This is a genomic window from Mucilaginibacter sabulilitoris, from assembly GCF_034262375.1.
Classification (GTDB): Bacteria; Bacteroidota; Bacteroidia; order Sphingobacteriales; family Sphingobacteriaceae; genus Mucilaginibacter; species Mucilaginibacter sabulilitoris.
Genome location: NZ_CP139558.1, coordinates 4,226,649 through 4,244,449, shown reverse-complemented (window position 1 = coordinate 4,244,449; position 17,801 = coordinate 4,226,649). Strand labels below are relative to the sequence as shown.

The window sequence follows — 17,801 nt, the reverse complement described above, 5'->3', positions numbered from 1 at the left end:
AATTACCAATAAATGAGAAGTCAAGTCGATAAAAGGTCACAGTACCAAAAACCTGCAGGTTTTTGATCTGTAGTTGAAACACAAGAATCGTTTGAATTTTTGGGGGCCTGGTACTCCTTAAATATCCTCACTCCGGTTTTGTAAGCTATCTCATCTTTAAAGATTGGACCTTTAAAAGTGAATGTATGGAACTCCCCGTTCTCGCCACATACGTCAACATCATCGGGTAAATCGTTTATCAATTCAGGGGTTATCTCTCTGCCAACTATCCGCTCTAACCGTGCCTGAGTACAGGCTATTACCGTACCAAACCCAAGTTTGAAAAACTCGTTGATCAGCTCATTTGTGTCACGTTTCCATAAGGGATAAATCCCTTTCAATCCTATTTCACTCAGGCGTGCATCGCGGTAGTTCCTGAGATCTTCCAAAAATATATCACCAAAAATAGCATGGGTTATACCCTCGCTTCTAAAATGGGTTAAATGATAGCGCATGGCTTCGTCATACTCAGTCATTCCGGGCATTTCAGGCAAGCGTATTTGATACAGCGGTATCCCTATACTTTCGGCCTGTTTAATCAACAGCTCTGTGCGCACGCCGTGCATCGATATCCTGTCGGCAGCATCATTAATGGTTGTTACCAGGTATTTGATATCTAATTCTGGATTTTGAAGGCAATGGTACAAAGCCAGGGAACTGTCCTTTCCACCGCTCCAGTTGAATATGCAATTAGTTGGCATTAGCTTTTCAGACGTTATATTTTAACTAAGGTAGTTTAGTTTTTAAGTAATTCATTTACCAAAGCCGGCACACCTATGGAGGCTTTTTCCTGTATTTTGATAAGCGGGCCATTAATCCTTACTTCTGGTATTTTGGGATCAATAATATATTTAGGTACTTCGCGACCTACATAACTGATTAAACCTGCTGCCGGATAAACCGCTAAAGACGACCCTACAAGCATAAATATCTCCGCACTGGTACAAACGCGTGCCGCGGGTTCAATCATTGGTACATCCTCCCCAAACCACACCACATGGGCCCTTAAAGGTGAGCCTAACTCACATACTTCATCCATCCTTAATTCCCATCCATCAATCGGATAAGTAAGCTTAGCGTCAATACTCGATTGGGAGCGGGTAATAATACCATGTAAATGCACTACTTTGGTTGAGCCTGCACGTTCATGCAGGTCGTCAATATTTTGGGTAATGATAGTAACGTCGTATTTTTCTTCCAGTTGAGCCAATGCATAATGAGCAGCATTGGGCTTGGCCTCCAGTACAGATTTGCGGCGTGCATTATAAAATTCCTGTACCAGGACAGGATTGTGCTCCCAGGCCTCTGGTGTAGCCACATCTTCAATATTATAACCTTCCCATAAGCCATCGCTGTCTCTAAAGGTTTTTAATCCGCTTTCTGCACTAATCCCCGCTCCTGTTAGCACTACCAATTTTTTCATTTTTATCAACAAATTATATATCCATAAAAAAAGCGACCTGCTTTGGAGCAGATCGCTTTTCTATTTTAATTCTTTTAATTATAGAGCTAACTGCTTTTTTGTACGTAAAAAGGTATACTTTGTTTTGGCGAGTTCAAAACCGCCAAACATCAAAATTCCAAATACCAGGTTGCCATATATCATATTATACTCAAACGGAATGGCATTCACTAATGATGTACCGTAACCGGCCAACGTATGCGGGTATAAGGTGCCCGGTAAATCAGTTAATAACCAGTGTATCAATACGGATGCAACAGAAGCTAAGGCTACGTTCAATACATTTACTTTTTTCACTAAACTCCCTACCAAAACCATTAAAGCAAATGCCAAATAAGTCCATTCGGCACCGCTATACCATAAAGTTAATTTAGAAAAATACAAATAACCCAAAATGATATCGGTTGTAAATAAAGTAAGTAACACGGTAAGGTAACCTCTCCATTTGCTGGTAAAATAAGCGCCGCCGAAAATAGCGATAGCACCTACCGGGTTAAAATTACTCAACTCTTTATATTCGAAAGCAAGCAGCCTGAACGCGGCAGCTACCACAATCATCAATACCAGAACGATGTTGCGTGTTATATTATCTTTTGAAGTCATGATCAAAAATTTATGCAGTAAAAATACTTATAAATGTATTAAATAAGAAAATATTACTTCTTAACAATGGCAATGGCTCCCGGACTAATACCTGTGGTTAGTGAATACTCTTTTTTACCCGTTTTATCAAAGGCAAAAATTTCTCCATTTGATTTATAGTCCTTAGCATCCGTCACAAACAACTCTCCTGTTTCTTCATCTATTTTAAGTCCGAATGGGGTGATTACCACTGTTCCGTCGCTTATAAAATTTGCCTTTTCTAAAGTTTCTGTCTTTACATTGAATACCTGAATTTTATTGTCGGCGGTAATAAAATAGGCAAAATCACCCGAAGTAATGATCGGCGTGCCATAAGCTGCAGATAGATCACTTTGTTTTTTTACTGCATCAGTGGTTGTGTTGATGATGGTTAATGCTGGTAATATCTTATCAAAATCGCCCATTGAAATTACATATACATCGCCATACTTATCGGCAGCTATACTAACAGGATTTAAGCCAACGGTAATCTTCTTGGTTTCGGTTAAGGTATTCAAGTCGACAACCGATACCGTTTTATCCGGATTACCAAAATCTAAACCACCTGAATTGGCAACATACAGCTTATCATTAGCTACAACCAATTGCTCCGGGTTACGGCCAACTTTTATGTACTTAGTCACGGTAAGCGAAGCAGTGTCGAGCACTGCCACTGTACCATCATAAGATGTTATCAATGCCATATTTTTATAAAACGCTACAGAACGCGGCTGGCGGGCAACTGTATTATCAAATAAATCAAGCTTTTTAATTGATTTTGCAGTTTTAGCATCGGCAACTTCTACTGTACTGGATACGTTTACAACGATGTACATTTTTGAGCCGTATATTTTAATATCATTACCCGTATCGCCCAGACCACGCCCATTAATTGTCTTAAACTTATCTGGAATCAGCTGTTTGTTTGCATAATTATAATACGTTAACGTGCTGTTATTGGCATTAAACGCACCCTGGTTAAGTATATAAATACCCGCTTTATTGGTTAAAGGGTCAATCGGTTTATCATCATTTGGGTTGATTTTATCTTTGTGACATGACGCAAGCGCTGTTATGGCTGCTGCGCCAATGAATAAATTTTTAAGTTTAAATTGTTTCATATTCTTATATTATTAAATTTTTATTTGAATTGTAAACCGGTACGAGCGGCCGGGTAAAGGAAAACTCCTGATAACGGCGTAATTGGCATTAAACAAATTATTTACTTCGACAGCAGCCGTTACCTGCTTAGTTTTGAGCAGAAAATTGTAAACTGCTGATGCATCACTTACCGAATATCCTGATAACAGATTTTCAGGTAAATTTTCACCACTGTAATACCTTGATGATGAAAGGACCTGGTTATAATAAATTCCAAATTGTCTGTGATCAATGCCGGCGTTAATAGCCACAGTATGTTTTGGAGAGTATGGAATTTGCTTCAGGTAAACAGAGCTTGCCGGATCTGATACGTCAATTGCTTTTTGAAAGCTATAATTGGCTGTTAATAAAGCCCGCCAGTTATTATTAAGTTTCGACTGTGTTTTTATGCTTACGTCTATACCCTTAACATCAACCTTACCCAAATTGCTGATAGATGATATATAGGGGTTTTGATTAGGAATAGATAGTATTTTATCGGTTACATTGTTATAATACGCATCGGCAGTAAATGTAACGTAATCAAGCCACGAGTTCAGGCTTTTGGTAAAGGTAGCGCCCAAATCGTATTGTTTGGCAAATTCAGGTTTAAGATCGCGCACCTGTATCGCGAAATAGTAGAATTCATCAAAGGTTGGATAGCGGAACGAGTTTTTATAAAATGCCCTTAACTGAAAATTTGAATTATTAAATGGTTTAAAGGTAGCCATTAACGTGGGCGAGTAAACATTACGCGAAGCCGATGCTTTACCCGTTTTTACCGATTCGTTGATATTACTATTAAGCAAACTTCCCTGGAAACGCCATTTACCGACAATTAAGTTTGACGCTATGGCATTAAGCAAAGTACTTCGTGATGGATAAGCATAATTAGTAATATTGGCATCCAGGTGGGTATAAGCAAAATCAACAGCATAAGAAACCTCCCAATTACTCAGGATATGATAAGCCAGCGTGGCTGATTGATAAACCTCTTTCTGCGTGTATTTATAATTTAGCCCACCCTGGTTATTTAAAAAATCGGGATCGGTGTAATGAGTATATAACCTTGATAGTTTGGTATTTAACAGCAAATGTAAGCTACTTCCCCATAAGTGCTCATAACCTGCCTGTGCAAATATATCCCGGTTCTGCACACGTTGTTTGGAATAAGGATTATAAAATACAACCGCGCCGGGCAGCCCCCTATCCGAGTTATAATAGTTTACATGAAAGTTAAACTGGTTGCTGTCAGATTTTGTCCAGTACAGTGCCGCATCGGCCTGTTGTGCCTTAATATCGCCATTACGCCGGGTGGCTAAAGTATCGGAGCCGTCGCCATTTACTTTATATTTATACTGTCCATCGGCTTTTTCAAGATAGGAATTGACAACTGCCGACCAGTTTTTATTGATCCGCTGCTGCCACTGGATATATGGGTTGATAAGCCCGAATGAACCGCCTTTAATTCCCACAAGCACTTGGTAAGGCTTCTCTGCACCCAACAAAGGCCTTATAGTTTTTATGGATAACAAGCTTGCGGATGCAAATGCCCGGGCTGGTGCGCATATATTATCGGGTTGCCCATTATAAAGTGCTATTGATTGTACATTGTTTAAGTTAAGCCGGCCCAGGTCTATTTGCCCGTTCTGCGCATCGTTTAACTGAACCCCGTCGTAAAATATACCGGTATGATTAGCACCAAGACTGCGCACCAGCACTGTTTTTACGCCACCAATACCACCATAATCTTTAATATTAACACCGGCGAAATTCCTGATGGCATCGGCGACGGTGAAGGCACTGTTGCGGGTAAAATCGATGGATGATATTTGTTGAGCCGGGGTAATGGTTTGTACTTGTGGTATGGTTGAAGTGGAAATGGTTACCTCTTTAAGTTTTTTGGTAGTATCTGTTTGTGCCGATACTTTATTGGGTAATACAATCTGCAACATAAAAACCACAACGCCCAAGCCCGAAGCAGGTAAAAGTTTATAAATACAATGTAAGTTTTTCTTCATGTTGTTGCACGCAAAACATCACCGCACACATAGGACAGAGTAATTTGAAATGAAACACACTAATAGAAGAGCATTTACATTCAAGCCTCAATCCCCGAAAGCTATGAATAACGTATAATGCTACGGCAGGTATTCTGACTTACTCCCCACGTTGTTCTGCCTTCCCATCTGTCTCAACAGATAGTGACAATAAGAGTGAACAATGGTTAAAGAGCTTACAGCTGCGGGACAGTTACGGAATTTCACCATATTCCCTTTTAATTCGTTCAGTAAATACTGAATGAAACCTAAAGCACAGCAAAAGTAGGATAAGTATTAATAACCACAAATTAACATCAGTATATTTATCATGATGAAACTACACTTTACACTTTTATTATTATTTATAGGTACTACCTGTTTGGCGCAGGAACCCGATACTGTTTTTCTAAAACAACTTTTAAAAGCCAATCCCGCGTTGTTTAATAGCATATTAAACAACTCTGCACATAACGAAGTACAGATATTGTACACACAGATTAATCGCGATCAAAACAACATACCTCACTTTAAATCATACAGTTACCGGCTTAATGCAAAGCATTATTTTTATCCGGCAAGTACGGTTAAATTGCCTACAGCCATATTCGCACTTGAGAAATTGAACGAACTGCACGTAAAAGGCCTTGCCAAAAAATCTGTAATGATTACCGACAGCGCTTTTGCGGGACAAACCAAAGTTAAAGCAGATACCTCGTCGTTCAGCGGTTTGCCGAGTATAGAAAATTACATCAAAAAGATATTGTTGGTAAGCGATAATGACGCGTTTAACCGCCTGTATGAGTTTGTTGGTCGCGAAGAGATTAACCAGAAACTAAAGAAATATCAGCTGAACAATACCCGAATAGTTGGTAGGCTGGCCATTGGTGATGCAGGGGAAAGTACACGGCATACCAATCCTGTTGACTTTTTTAATAACGGCAAACCAATTTATCATAAACCGGCGCTGTATGACAATAACGATTATCCCATGCAACTGGAAAACCTGATACAAGGCAAAGCTTACATGGATAGCAGCGACAGATTAGTTAATAAACCCTTTGATTTCAGCAACAAAAATGTTTACTCCATTGCCGACCAGCAGCAAGTATTAAAGCGCTTGCTTTTCCCGGAGGCATTCCCAAAAGTACAGCGTTATAACCTAACGCCTGCCGATTACAGTTTTATTTATCACTACATGAGCATGTTTCCGACAGAAAATAAAAAACCAACCTATAACCGACCTGAATATTTCCCTGCATATTGCAAGTTCTTATTTTATGGCGGCGATAGTACCGCAATCATTCAGCCGGATATCCGGATATTTAATAAAGTGGGCGACAGTTATGGTTATGATATTGACAATGCTTATATCGTCGACTTTAAAAATAAAGTTGAGTTTATGGTTACGGCGGTAGTACAATCGAACGAAGATGGGATTTACAATGACAACAAATACGAATATGCCACTGTTTGCCTGCCATTTTTAAAAAATCTGGGAAAGGTGCTTTATCAGTATGAATTAAAACGATCTAAAAAGCACCTCCCCGATTTAACTAAATTTAAATTTAGTTACAGTATGGTTAAATAAAGTTCAATTAGCAAAAACTTAGCGGGATGAAAGCTGTTTAAATTTTAAACCTATTTAAATATGCTATGGCAACTACAATAATAAAATATACTGATAACTACCCTGTGCTTTACGGGGATGACCGGATAAATCTGAACTGGCCCGAGCGTTATACATCAATTATTGGCGGTGTAAAGCTCGGTTTTTCGGGCTTTAAGCACATTTTTTCTAATCCTTTTGCCAGTGTTCTTAAAATTGGGGCCGGCGGGTATTTGTTAAACCGTGGCATAACAGGCCATTGTGAATTATATAAACGCATTGGCAAGCTATCTACCAATCCTGTTAATGTAAATATCCGGTCCTCGTTCACCGTAAATAAGCCCAGGCATAAAGTTTATAGCTTTTGGCGCAAACTTGATAATTTACCGCTTTTTATGAAGCACCTGGAAAGTGTTGAAATGATTGATGCCAAATATTCCTACTGGGTTTTAAAATTACCTTCGGGTATGGCGAATGTAAGTTGGCATGCCGAAATAGTAAGAGATGAACAGGATGAAATGATTGGCTGGAGTTCCCTACCAGATTCTATGATCAACAATGCCGGTAAAGTACGCTTTCAGGATGCTTTAGATGGCAAAGGAACCATTGTTGATGTGGTGATCAGTTATCAGCCACCTGCAGGTGGTTTAGGGGCTGGTATAGCACAGGTATTAAATCCGATGTTCAAAAAAATGGTTGATAAAGATGTGCAGAATTTTAAGCAGTATATGGATATTGATAATGGTCCCGAGGATTATGCGTCAACTGTAATTGTAATTGATTAAGAAATATTTATTTAAGACCACCTGATTATAAACAAAAAAGGCCGCAAACTGCCACGAATGGTCGGAAGATTTTATCTTCCGACTTTTTTTGTTTTTCAGGCTTAATGTTTTGTATTTAAGCATTTGATTATCAATTATTTACTTGTTTTTCACATTGATTTTGAGTATATTAAATGCTGTAAATCAATCAGATATGACGATATTTAAAGATCATAACATTACTGTAAAACAGCTTTTAGGTTTCATTCCGGAGGCGCTGATAGCAAATTTGTCGCTCACAAGCAAGATCGATCATTACGCAAAGGTTTTGCATGGCAATAAGCTGTTTTATTTGCTGCTCTATGGTATTTTAGACAACGACAGGCTTAGCCAGAGAAGCCTTGAGGACACGTTCAATGATTCGGTATTTAAAGTGCTTTTTAACCTTGATGAAGATGAAAAGGTCTGCAGGAGTTCCATTTCGGAAAGGTTGTCTAAGGTTGCCCCGGACTATTTCAGACAGATCTATGAATACATCTACGAGCGTTTTTCCTGCTCCTATACGTTAACGGAAAGAAAGCAGTATAATCTCATCCGTGTAGACAGCACTATAGTCAGTGAAACCGCCGGCAAGCTAACCGCAGGCATTGTCAATGCCGGCAGTAGCAAGAAAGCAATCAAATATAGTCTTGCTTTTGATGGCTTGCTGCCAGGCCTTGCGCAGGTCTTTACCAGCCCAAAGTATGGCAACGAAGATAATGCACTGCCCGAGGTTGTCATGGCGCACGTAAAGAAAGAACCCGGGCATCAAAATATCTATGTACTGGACAGGGGGCTTCAATCTACCCGGACAATGAAAACTTTCAGTGAAAGTGAGCTAAACTTCATCTGTCGTTCAAAGGAGAACAGAAAGTTCGAATTGGTAGAATCGCTGATCACTGAAGGGCAGAACATGGATATGGGGGGAGCCATTTTGCTTAGAGATAGCATTGTCCGGCTCTATACAGGTATGCCTATAGCCAACAAGCGGGGGAATAAACATTACAGAGAGGTACTGGTGGATCGTCCTTTTCGCCTGGTTGTCGTAAAAAGTAAATCCGATGATGGTAAAGAGTACTGGCTGTTAACCAATGAGTTCGACTTATCAGCCAAAGACATCGCCCAAGCATACCGCAGGCGTTGGGACATCGAGGTTTTTTTTCGGTTCCTCAAACAAGAACTCAACGTGAGCCACCTGGTTTCGCTAAATAAAAACGGTCTACAGGTTATGTTATATATGACATTGATAACCAGTATGCTGGTATTGATCTACAAAAAGGGGAATAAACAGGGTTATAAAACTTCTAAAAGACGATTTGCTATGGAAGTCAGAGACTTGGCCATTGCTTTAATTGTTGTACAATGTGGTGGTGATCCCGGCCTCTTTTTTAAGACATAAAAAATGGCCCGAATTTCTTCCGACCATTCGTGGCTAATTGCGGCCTTTTTCATAAAACGCTGAGCGTTCCGTATTATTTTACTGCATCAATGATGGCTTTGAAAGCATCAGGGTGATTCATTGCTAAATCAGCCAGTACTTTACGGTTTAAACCGATCTCTTTTGCTGCTAATTTACCTATTAACTGAGAGTAAGAAATTCCGTGCTGACGGGCACCGGCGTTAATACGCTGAATCCATAAAGCTCTGAACTCTCTTTTTTTGGTTTTACGGTCACGGTAAGCGTACTGTAAACCTTTTTCAACTGTGTTTTTTGCAATGGTGTAAACCTTGCTTCTTGAACCCCAATAACCTTTGGCGAGGTTCATGATCCTTTTCCTGCGTCTTCTCGACGCTACTGCGTTAACTGAACGTGGCATCTTGTTTGATTTTGGTAGTGAGTGCCTGCTTTTACAACAGAACTTAAAACTCTAATACCTGGTTAAAAAAATTGTGAATTACTTTCCGATACAAAGCATACGTTTTACGTTACCTAAGTCAGCATCAGACACTAAGCTGGTTTGACCAAGGGCACGTTTACGTTTTGTCGACATCTTAGTTAAGATGTGGCTTTTGTATGCGTTCTTTCTTGCGATTTTACCTGTTCCAGTAAGCTTAAAGCGCTTTTTTGCACTGGAATTGGTTTTCATTTTTGGCATAACTCTATTTATTTGTGTTAGATATTTACGTTTCTCAACGTTTTATTTTCACTGCATCTGCACATCTGAAATGTACATATCTGCATTTGTATTATTTTTTTAAGGCCTTTGGAGCAAGGGTTAAAAACATCCTTTTTCCTTCAAGCTTTGGTAGTTGTTCAACCTTACCCACATCTTCAAGCGCTTGTGCAAAACGAAGCAATAATATCTCGCCTTGCTCTTTGTACACAATGGCACGGCCTTTAAAGTGTACGTAAGCCCTCACCTTTTCGCCCGATTCTAAGAATTTGATGGCATGCTTTAACTTAAATTCAAAGTCATGATCATCAGTATTCGGTCCGAAACGGATCTCCTTTATAACCGTTTGCTTGGCATTGCTCTTAATCTCCTTTAGCTTTTTCTTTTGTTCGTAAATAAACTTGTTATAATCAGTTACTTTACAAACCGGTGGAACAGCGTTTGGAGATATTTCAACCAGGTCCAGTTCCTGCTCCTGTGCAATTGCCAGTGCATCTCTTAAAGAGTAAACTCCCTGCTCAACGTTATCGCCTACCAGACGAACTTCCTGAGCCCTGATGAATTGGTTAATGTTGTGTTCGGCTTCTTTTTTCTTAAAAGGAAGCCTTGGTCCTCTATTGAAAGGTTTGTTTAATGCCAAGTTATACTTTTATTTCTTTAGTTATTTGTTCTTTAAAATCTTCTATACTCATGCTTCCTAAGTCGCCAATACCGTGCTTTCTCACAGAGACCATGCCTTCGGCCGCCTCTTTTTCGCCCACTACTAACATATAAGGGATCTTTTTGACTTCGGCATCGCGTATCTTCCGCCCTATCTTCTCGTCTCTAAAATCAATCAGCCCGCAAATATCGGAATCTTTTAACACATCAGAAAGTTTTTTTGCATATTCTTCATATTTTTCTGATATAGGTAATATAATGAACTGCTCGGGCGATAACCACAGCGGGAAATTACCGGCACAATGCTCAATTAATACCGCAACAAAGCGCTCCAGAGAACCAAAAGGCGCCCTGTGGATCATTACGGGGCGGTGTTTTAAATTGTCGTTGCCGGTATATTCCAGTTCAAAACGCTCAGGCAGGTTGTAATCAACCTGTATAGTACCCAATTGCCATTTACGGCCAAGGGCATCTTTCACCATAAAATCAAGCTTAGGGCCATAAAAAGCGGCTTCGCCAAGTTCCACTACCGTGCGTAAGCCTTTTTCTTCCGCAGCCTCAATAATAGCCGATTCTGCAAGTGCCCAGTTTTCGTCGGTACCGATGTATTTACCTTTATTTTCCGGGTCGCGCAGGGAAATCTGTGCTGTATAATCCTCAAAACCAAGCGCTTTAAATACATACAGCACCAGGTCAATTACCTTTTTAAATTCATCTTTTACCTGGTCCGGACGACAAAACAAGTGTGCATCATCCTGAGTAAAGCCACGCACACGGGTTAAGCCGTGCAACTCGCCACTTTGCTCGTAACGGTAGACAGTACCAAACTCGGCCAAACGTACAGGAAGATCCTTATATGAGCGTGGTTTGGTTTTATATATCTCGCAGTGATGCGGGCAGTTCATCGGTTTTAAGAAGAACTCCTCGCCCTCTTGCGGGGTTTTTATAGGCTGAAACGAATCGGCACCATATTTTTCATAATGACCAGATGTTACATACAGGTTTTTATGCCCGATATGCGGTGTAATTACCTGCTCATAACCTGCCTTAACCTGTGCTTTTTGTAAAAAGTTAGCCAAACGCTCGCGCAATGCGGTACCTTTTGGCAACCACAAAGGCAGGCCCATGCCCACTTTTTCGGAGAAAGCAAACAGTTCAAGCTCTTTACCCAATTTACGGTGATCACGCTTTTTAGCTTCTTCGATCATGTGCAGGTAATCGGTAAGCTCGCTGGCTTTAGGAAAAGTAACGCCGTAAATACGTGTAAGCTGTTTACGGGTTTCATCACCACGCCAATAGGCACCCGCAAGGCTCATTAATTTAACCGCCTTTATAAAGCCTGTATTAGGGATATGAGGCCCACGGCACAGGTCGGTAAAGTTGCCTTGTGTGTAAAAAGTGATAGAACCATCGGGCAAGTCCTTGATCAGATCGAGCTTATACTCATCACCTTTTTCGGTAAAATATTCAATAGCATCCGCTTTGCTTACGGGCTTGCGTATATATTCTTCTTTGGTTTTGGCAAGCTCAATCATCTTATCCTCAATCTGTTTGAACTCATCAGAAGATAAAACCTTGTCGCCAAAATCAACATCATAATAAAAGCCGGTTTCAATAGCCGGACCGATACCGAATTTTGTACCCGGATACAAAGCCTCCAATGCCTCAGCCATTAAGTGGGCTGATGAATGCCAGAATGTTGATTTACCTGAAGTATCGTTCCAGGTTAATAATTTAACGTGCGAATCCTGCTCAATGGGGCGGCTGGCATCCCAAACCTGACCATCAACCTCGGCTGCTAATACGTTACGTGCTAATCCTTCGGAGATCGACTGCGCGATCTGCATGGAAGAGATCCCCTTGTCGTACTGACGAACGGAACCATCGGGAAGTGTAATACTAATCATCTACAACTATGATTTAAATTTTATAAAAATTATTTTTTATCAATCACCTACAAAGTGATCTATATTTTGTGGCGCTAAAATAAGATTTTATTTTGATTTTGGGGATTTCCCCAAACCTGCTTAAGTAAACTTTTTAAAGCTAAATTTTAACAAAAAACTGCTTAAAAACACTTCAAAAAGCAATTAAAACCTGATCAAAACATTACTAAGCCATTTCAAAATGATCAATTTTAACATTTTTTTGACCGCTTTTTGATATTTTAAAAGTTTTAATCAATTGATAACGAATAGATAAAAAACGAATTACCTAGCTTTTATATATTGTGTGAATAACAAAACAGCCCGGTTATCTGATTTCAGATAACCGGGCTGTTGATGAATATAAAGATACGAAATTTAGACGAATATCTGATAAATTCCTTTGATATAAAATAATTAATACAGACAATACCAATTTTTATTAATTTCAAAACAATAAATTATTGAATTGAAACCTTAACCTTAAAATCACAAAAAGCATGATCATTTACGGAATGCGCGCGTCCCTGCAAAAAACGGAACCTTTGGCCGACAATTGCCCCAACTGCAACACATCTGGCAGCGTACAGATGAATGTATTTCAAAGATATGCGCATATCTTCTGGATACCGGTGTTCCCTATTGGTAAAACCGGCGTATCGCAATGTACCAGTTGCCAGCAGATTTTAAAACAGAAAGAAATGCCTGCTTCTATAAAACTGGGTTATGAGAATCTTAAAACACATACTAAAATACCCGTGTGGACATTCTCTGGTCTATTGATTATAGCTCTGGCTATTGCCGGATTTGCCATTGCCGATAAGCAAAAGGCATCGAAGGTAAGCAAAATGCTCACTTCACTACATAAAGACGATGTGCTGGAAGTAAAGGTAAAAGATGATCAATACACACTGTTTAAAGTTGATCATGTTACCGGTAACCTGGTTTATGTAGCTTTTAATAAATTCCAGACAAATATGGAAAGCAGTATCGATGACCTGAAGGACAAGGAATTTGATAACTCTGTTATCAAAGAATTTCCTGTATCGCAGCTCATTAGCAATAAAGACTTCGAGGTGATTGATATAGACCGGAAATAATCGAATATGAAAGGAATAAAAAAACCACTTTATCGGAAAGAAAATAAGGTGTCTTTAAATAGTAAATACAACGTTGTCACCGGAAGCGAATTTCGCTATCAGCGGCACACTAAAGCTTTTTTAAAAAATGAGTCTTCGCATTTACCCATGAACAGCGGTAAATTTGGTTATGATTATACCCCGTTATTTAAATTTTTACTATCAAAGGTTGGAGAAAACTGGGATTTGGTATTTAGTGAGGCCAAGTCTCGACTTGATAAAGAAGAGCCAATTTTTTGGCTTGTCGCCTTACACCCTAACGAGAAACGGGATATAGTAGGTATCGGAGACAGCACATATTATTCGGGATTGTTTGTAGATGGAAATGGATTATTGCAAAAAGTAAATCCCGACGCGCAAATAACCAATATTCGAGTTCATTGGAACGAAACCCTAAGTTTTAATGGAAAACAGGTAGTCGTTGAATAAGCAAATTTATATCCTATTTTCTCTCCAGATACTTGTCCTTAATAATATTAACATGATGCAGCTCATGCCCGGCGATGTGGTAGGCTAAGGCCCTTACCGTGGCATCGTTAGCAGTGCCGGTGCCATGTCCCATACGGTCAAAGGCATCGTCGGGCAGGCCATTGAACAGGGCTATGGTCGATCTCCGTACCGCCTTATATTCTTCAAAAATATTGTCCAAAGCGCGGTTATCCGCATCAGAGTAGGTGGCATAAGAATCCTGGTCAAAGCCGATCAGGTTGTTTTTTTCGTTGCGGGCAAAACTCAGTGCGCGATAGGCAAAAATGCGCTCGTCGTCAATAATGTGCACCAGGGTTTCTTTAATGCTCCACTTGCCTGGCGCATATCTGTGGTACAGCATGTTCTCGGGTAACGAATAGATCAACTCCTTCACCATATCAAAATTATCCTGCAGATGCTTTAGAATTAGTCCGTCTGTGGGGAGCAGTTTCATATACATGATGGCATAAGGCGGATACTCTCCCGGCTGAGGTGGTTGTATTATTCTCATGATCAAATTTGCGGATTGAATTATAAATTATCCAGTGTGCACTCAGAAATAATTGTTTGATCTACTTTCCAGGCATCATTTTAATCAATTCGGTTTCGCCATTAAGCAGGTAATAAGCAACAAATTTTAAACCCTCAGTGGCCGACTGGTTATCAAAATGTACAATGGTGGTATTCGCAGGTTCGTAAAAAGCCTCCCCGGTGTGCAGAATTTTTGACGGCTGGCCCTCAACCTGAAACAGTACAGATCCCGAAGCAATATAGCCCATTACCGGTATAGGATGCTGGTGTTTGCCGGTTTGTTGTTTCGGGCTAAAAATAATTTCGCGCACATCAACGCTCGAAACATTACGGGCCGGGAATTGCGCTAACAGTATTTTTTTACGAATGATACTATCTTTTAAAACGATGTGCTCTGCCGCGTTTTTTACCGGGTTTAAATTAGCTGCACTTGCCGCACCGGCAAATGCAAGGTTTATCATCATTATTGCAACTAAGTTTTTCATGCAATTATGACTATTCAGATATCAAATTGTTTCAAGGTATTATAATTCCTATAATCAAATAATCCCTAACCTACGGCTTGCTTTAATATAGATGCTTGCTTAAAAAGTATTCAAGGGCAGACATTTAAAAGGACTACTCGTGGTTAAATATATTGGATACTAAAACCATCGATTTCCTTCTCGGCCGAAAAAAAAGGTCGACAATGCTATTAAAATCTTCCCCCAGGCTTGCCTTACTTATATTAACATTCTTCCAGATTAATGTGACAGGAAGCTCAATCGAACTCGTTAAGCAGTCCCAAAGTGCGTTCATATTTTCACCATAGTATTCCGGAAATTTTAATTTTTCTTTAATCTCCAAATGGAAATCCTCTATATTTCTAATCCGTTCACCATCAATAATTATTTCCATAAATGTTCTTACCAAAATACCAAACGATGCAACGTTCTTTACCTATTAAAACCAAATCCGAAATCGAACATCCTAATTCCGAAATCAAAACTACACATTCCCCCACCCCAGGGCTAAAACATCGGCTATGTGCATGGTTTTTATAGGGAGGTTGTTTTTGTCGATATAACCCTGTAAATGGAGTAAACAGGAGGCATCGGTTGATATGATATACTCTGCTCCTGCTGCCAGTGCATTATCAACCTTTTGTTGTGCCATTGCGGTTGATATGCCATCAAACTTAACCGCGAACGTGCCGCCGAAGCCACAGCAGGTTTCGTTGTCCTTTAATTCGAGCAATTCAAGTCCCAGTACCTTGGAGAGCAGCTGCCGGGGCTCGTCCTTTATCTTGCATTCGCGCAAGCCGGCGCAGCTATCATGATAAACCGCTTTTCCATCCAACTCGGCGCCAAAGTAATCAAACTGCAGTATGTTTACCAGGAAGTCCGATAGCTCGTAAATATTGCCCTGTATGCTGCGGCATTTATTATGCACCGCGGTATTGGTAAACAGATCGTTATAATAATTTTTTACCATGCCTGTGCACGATGCAGATGGGGTTACAATCACGCTGTCATCCGAAAAATCATTCAGGAATTTACTGCCTACCGTTTTGGCATCGTCCCAGAAACCGGCGTTAAAAGCGGGCTGGCCGCAGCAGGTTTGATTTGGATTAAAGCTAACTTTGCAGCCCGCCTTTTCCAGCACCTTTATGGTGTTAAAAGCAGTATCAGGAAATAATTGATCAATAAAACAGGGTACAAACAACTCAATCTTCATCTCTTACACAAAATTACACGGCGCTAAATTCCATATTTTTCTTAAGCTTTTTTTCTGCCGACAGCAAAGAAAACAATAATACTAATCCTATAACAAAAAAGACAGCCAATACCAGTACCGAATTACGCGGGCTACCGGTTAGCTCCTCAAAAAAACCAAAACTAAATACCCCGCCTACTATGGCCAGCTTTTCGGTTACGTCATAAAAACTAAAGAACGATGCTGTGTCGGTAATGTTTTCGGGTAAATATTTGGAATAGGTTGACCGCGACATGGATTGGATGCCGCCCATTACCAAACCTACTACGGCAGCCACTATATAAAACTGTGTGGAGGTGGTAGTTACGTAAGCCGCCGCACACACTAATATCCAGATAACAACCACCATGATCAGCACCCGTACGTTACCATATTTTCCGGATAACCTCGACATGAGCGTAGCGCCCGCTATGGCCACCAGTTGAATGATCAATATAGTGGTAATAAGCGCCGCTGTTGGCATGTGCAGCTCTTTGGCGGCAAAGCCCGTAGCCACCAGCATAATGGTTTGTACCCCCATAGAGTAAAAGAAAAATGCCGGTAGGAACCTTTTTAATAAAGGCATGGTTTTAACCTTAGCCCAAACTTTACCAAGTTCAATAAAGCCCCCCTTTATAATATCGTGATCGTGCTTCTGCGCATTGGGACTTCCCTTGGGCAATACAATAAACGGGATCAGCGCAAAGCCTATCCACCATAAACCAACCAGCAGGAACGACAGCCGGGCCGGAAATGTTTTGTCGACTATACCAAACAGCTCGGGTTTTAATACAAATACAAAGCAAATAAGCTGGAGCAATACACTGCCTATATAGCCATAGGTAAAACCCTTGGCGCTTACCTTATCCTGCATGTCAACAGTGGCAATTTCGGGCAGGTAAGAATTGTAAAACACAAAGCCCCCGCTGTAGCCAATGGCGGCAAGTGCAAAGGCTATGATGCCTAATTCAATGCTATCAGCCTTAAAAAAATACAGGGTACAGCAGGATAGCGCGCCGATAGCCGTAAAAAACTGCATAAATATTTTCTTGTTGCCTTTATAATCGGCAATGGACGATAATATAGGTAACAATAACACAATAACTAAATAAGCGGCCGACAAAGCGTAATCTGACAGCGCGGTGTTAACAAAGCTTTTACCAAAAAACATGACCCTGCCCCCATTAGTTTCTGTAGTAGTGATGGCCACATAATAGGCCGGAAAAATGGTTGAAGTGATAACGAGGTTATAAGCAGAGTTGGCCCAATCAAACATAGCCCAGGCCCGTATGGTTTTCTTATTATTTTTGGTTTCCATTGAACAATAAAAGTATACAAATTTTAGAGTTTTGGAAAGAACCACGAAATAAGAGTGAAGAGTCAAGATCGGACATATATTTTACAAAAGTCATTGTGAGGTACCGGGCAATTTTTAATTCATTTGTCATCCTGAGGAACGAAGGATCTATCGTTTAATAGATTCTTCACTACCCGCCATAAAGTGGTATTGGATTAAT

19 protein-coding genes and 1 riboswitch are annotated in these 17,801 nt (G+C 40.2%); of the genes, 5 read left to right on the top strand and 14 right to left on the bottom strand.

Features of this window, described 5'->3' with window-relative positions; genetic code table 11:
* Positions 1 to 20 precede the first annotated feature (20 nt).
* The 5 genes from SNE25_RS18285 to SNE25_RS18265 form a co-directional block, all read right to left on the bottom strand.
* Positions 21 to 740: a Dph6-related ATP pyrophosphatase gene (locus tag SNE25_RS18285; RefSeq protein ID WP_321560434.1), complete on the bottom strand. Its 720-nt coding sequence runs from the start codon at positions 738 to 740 to the stop codon at positions 21 to 23.
* Between the two features lie 35 nt (positions 741 to 775).
* Positions 776 to 1,462, bottom strand: coding sequence for an SIR2 family NAD-dependent protein deacylase (locus tag SNE25_RS18280; protein ID WP_321560433.1), 687 nt, complete (start codon positions 1,460 to 1,462; stop codon positions 776 to 778).
* A 78-nt stretch (positions 1,463 to 1,540) separates the two neighbouring features.
* Positions 1,541 to 2,104 carry a DUF6580 family putative transport protein gene (locus SNE25_RS18275; protein WP_321560432.1) on the bottom strand — a complete coding sequence of 188 codons (564 nt, stop codon included), beginning with the start codon at positions 2,102 to 2,104 and terminating at the stop codon, positions 1,541 to 1,543.
* 53 nt (positions 2,105 to 2,157) lie between these two features.
* Positions 2,158 to 3,243, bottom strand: a complete 1,086-nt coding sequence (locus SNE25_RS18270) for a YncE family protein (RefSeq protein WP_321560431.1) — start codon at positions 3,241 to 3,243, stop codon at positions 2,158 to 2,160.
* Positions 3,244 to 3,255: 12 nt separating this feature from the next.
* Positions 3,256 to 5,283, bottom strand: a complete 2,028-nt coding sequence (locus SNE25_RS18265) for a TonB-dependent receptor (RefSeq protein WP_321560430.1) — start codon at positions 5,281 to 5,283, stop codon at positions 3,256 to 3,258.
* A gap of 107 nt (positions 5,284 to 5,390) precedes the next feature.
* A riboswitch (cobalamin riboswitch) is annotated at positions 5,391 to 5,589 on the bottom strand.
* 43 nt (positions 5,590 to 5,632) lie between these two features.
* On the opposite strand from SNE25_RS18265, the gene SNE25_RS18260 reads away from it, so the two are divergent.
* From SNE25_RS18260 to SNE25_RS18250, 3 genes are all read left to right on the top strand, one after another.
* The gene (locus SNE25_RS18260; protein ID WP_321560429.1) at positions 5,633 to 6,892 is read left to right on the top strand and encodes a serine hydrolase; all 1,260 of its coding nucleotides are present in this window, start codon (positions 5,633 to 5,635) and stop codon (positions 6,890 to 6,892) included.
* 65 nt (positions 6,893 to 6,957) lie between these two features.
* Positions 6,958 to 7,695 carry an SRPBCC family protein gene (locus tag SNE25_RS18255; protein WP_321560428.1) on the top strand — a complete coding sequence of 246 codons (738 nt, stop codon included), beginning with the start codon at positions 6,958 to 6,960 and terminating at the stop codon, positions 7,693 to 7,695.
* Positions 7,696 to 7,888: 193 nt separating this feature from the next.
* Positions 7,889 to 9,112 (top strand): IS4 family transposase, encoded by a 1,224-nt coding sequence (locus tag SNE25_RS18250; protein WP_321560427.1) that lies wholly within the window; start codon positions 7,889 to 7,891, stop codon positions 9,110 to 9,112.
* Between the two features lie 73 nt (positions 9,113 to 9,185).
* On the opposite strand, the gene rplT is transcribed toward SNE25_RS18250, so the two are convergent.
* The 4 genes from rplT to thrS form a co-directional block, all read right to left on the bottom strand.
* Positions 9,186 to 9,530, bottom strand: a complete 345-nt coding sequence (gene rplT, locus SNE25_RS18245) for a 50S ribosomal protein L20 (RefSeq protein WP_310097646.1) — start codon at positions 9,528 to 9,530, stop codon at positions 9,186 to 9,188.
* 78 nt (positions 9,531 to 9,608) lie between these two features.
* Positions 9,609 to 9,809, bottom strand: a complete 201-nt coding sequence (gene rpmI / locus SNE25_RS18240) for a 50S ribosomal protein L35 (protein ID WP_321560426.1) — start codon at positions 9,807 to 9,809, stop codon at positions 9,609 to 9,611.
* Between the two features lie 91 nt (positions 9,810 to 9,900).
* Positions 9,901 to 10,467, bottom strand: coding sequence for a translation initiation factor IF-3 (gene infC, locus SNE25_RS18235; RefSeq protein WP_321560425.1), 567 nt, complete (start codon positions 10,465 to 10,467; stop codon positions 9,901 to 9,903).
* Between the two features lies 1 nt (position 10,468).
* Positions 10,469 to 12,394 (bottom strand): threonine--tRNA ligase, encoded by a 1,926-nt coding sequence (gene thrS / locus SNE25_RS18230; RefSeq protein ID WP_321560424.1) that lies wholly within the window; start codon positions 12,392 to 12,394, stop codon positions 10,469 to 10,471.
* Positions 12,395 to 12,912: 518 nt separating this feature from the next.
* On the opposite strand from thrS, the gene SNE25_RS18225 reads away from it, so the two are divergent.
* On the top strand, positions 12,913 to 13,512 hold the full coding sequence (locus SNE25_RS18225) for a zinc-ribbon domain-containing protein (RefSeq protein WP_321560423.1): 600 nt from the start codon (positions 12,913 to 12,915) through the stop codon (positions 13,510 to 13,512).
* A gap of 6 nt (positions 13,513 to 13,518) precedes the next feature.
* Positions 13,519 to 13,980 (top strand): hypothetical protein, encoded by a 462-nt coding sequence (locus SNE25_RS18220; protein WP_321560422.1) that lies wholly within the window; start codon positions 13,519 to 13,521, stop codon positions 13,978 to 13,980.
* A gap of 13 nt (positions 13,981 to 13,993) precedes the next feature.
* Here SNE25_RS18220 and SNE25_RS18215 read toward each other — a convergent pair whose 3' ends face one another.
* The 5 genes from SNE25_RS18215 to SNE25_RS18200 form a co-directional block, all read right to left on the bottom strand.
* Positions 13,994 to 14,530, bottom strand: coding sequence for a DinB family protein (locus tag SNE25_RS18215; protein WP_321560421.1), 537 nt, complete (start codon positions 14,528 to 14,530; stop codon positions 13,994 to 13,996).
* Positions 14,531 to 14,591: 61 nt separating this feature from the next.
* On the bottom strand, positions 14,592 to 15,014 hold the full coding sequence (locus SNE25_RS18210; RefSeq protein WP_321560420.1) for a cupin domain-containing protein: 423 nt from the start codon (positions 15,012 to 15,014) through the stop codon (positions 14,592 to 14,594).
* 154 nt (positions 15,015 to 15,168) lie between these two features.
* A complete protein-coding gene (locus SNE25_RS31920) occupies positions 15,169 to 15,447 on the bottom strand; it encodes a barstar family protein (protein ID WP_407666943.1) in 279 nt (92 codons plus the stop codon).
* Between the two features lie 90 nt (positions 15,448 to 15,537).
* On the bottom strand, positions 15,538 to 16,266 hold the full coding sequence (locus SNE25_RS18205) for a (Fe-S)-binding protein (protein WP_321560419.1): 729 nt from the start codon (positions 16,264 to 16,266) through the stop codon (positions 15,538 to 15,540).
* Positions 16,267 to 16,279: 13 nt separating this feature from the next.
* Positions 16,280 to 17,602 (bottom strand): MFS transporter, encoded by a 1,323-nt coding sequence (locus SNE25_RS18200; protein WP_321560418.1) that lies wholly within the window; start codon positions 17,600 to 17,602, stop codon positions 16,280 to 16,282.
* Positions 17,603 to 17,801: the final 199 nt, after the last annotated feature.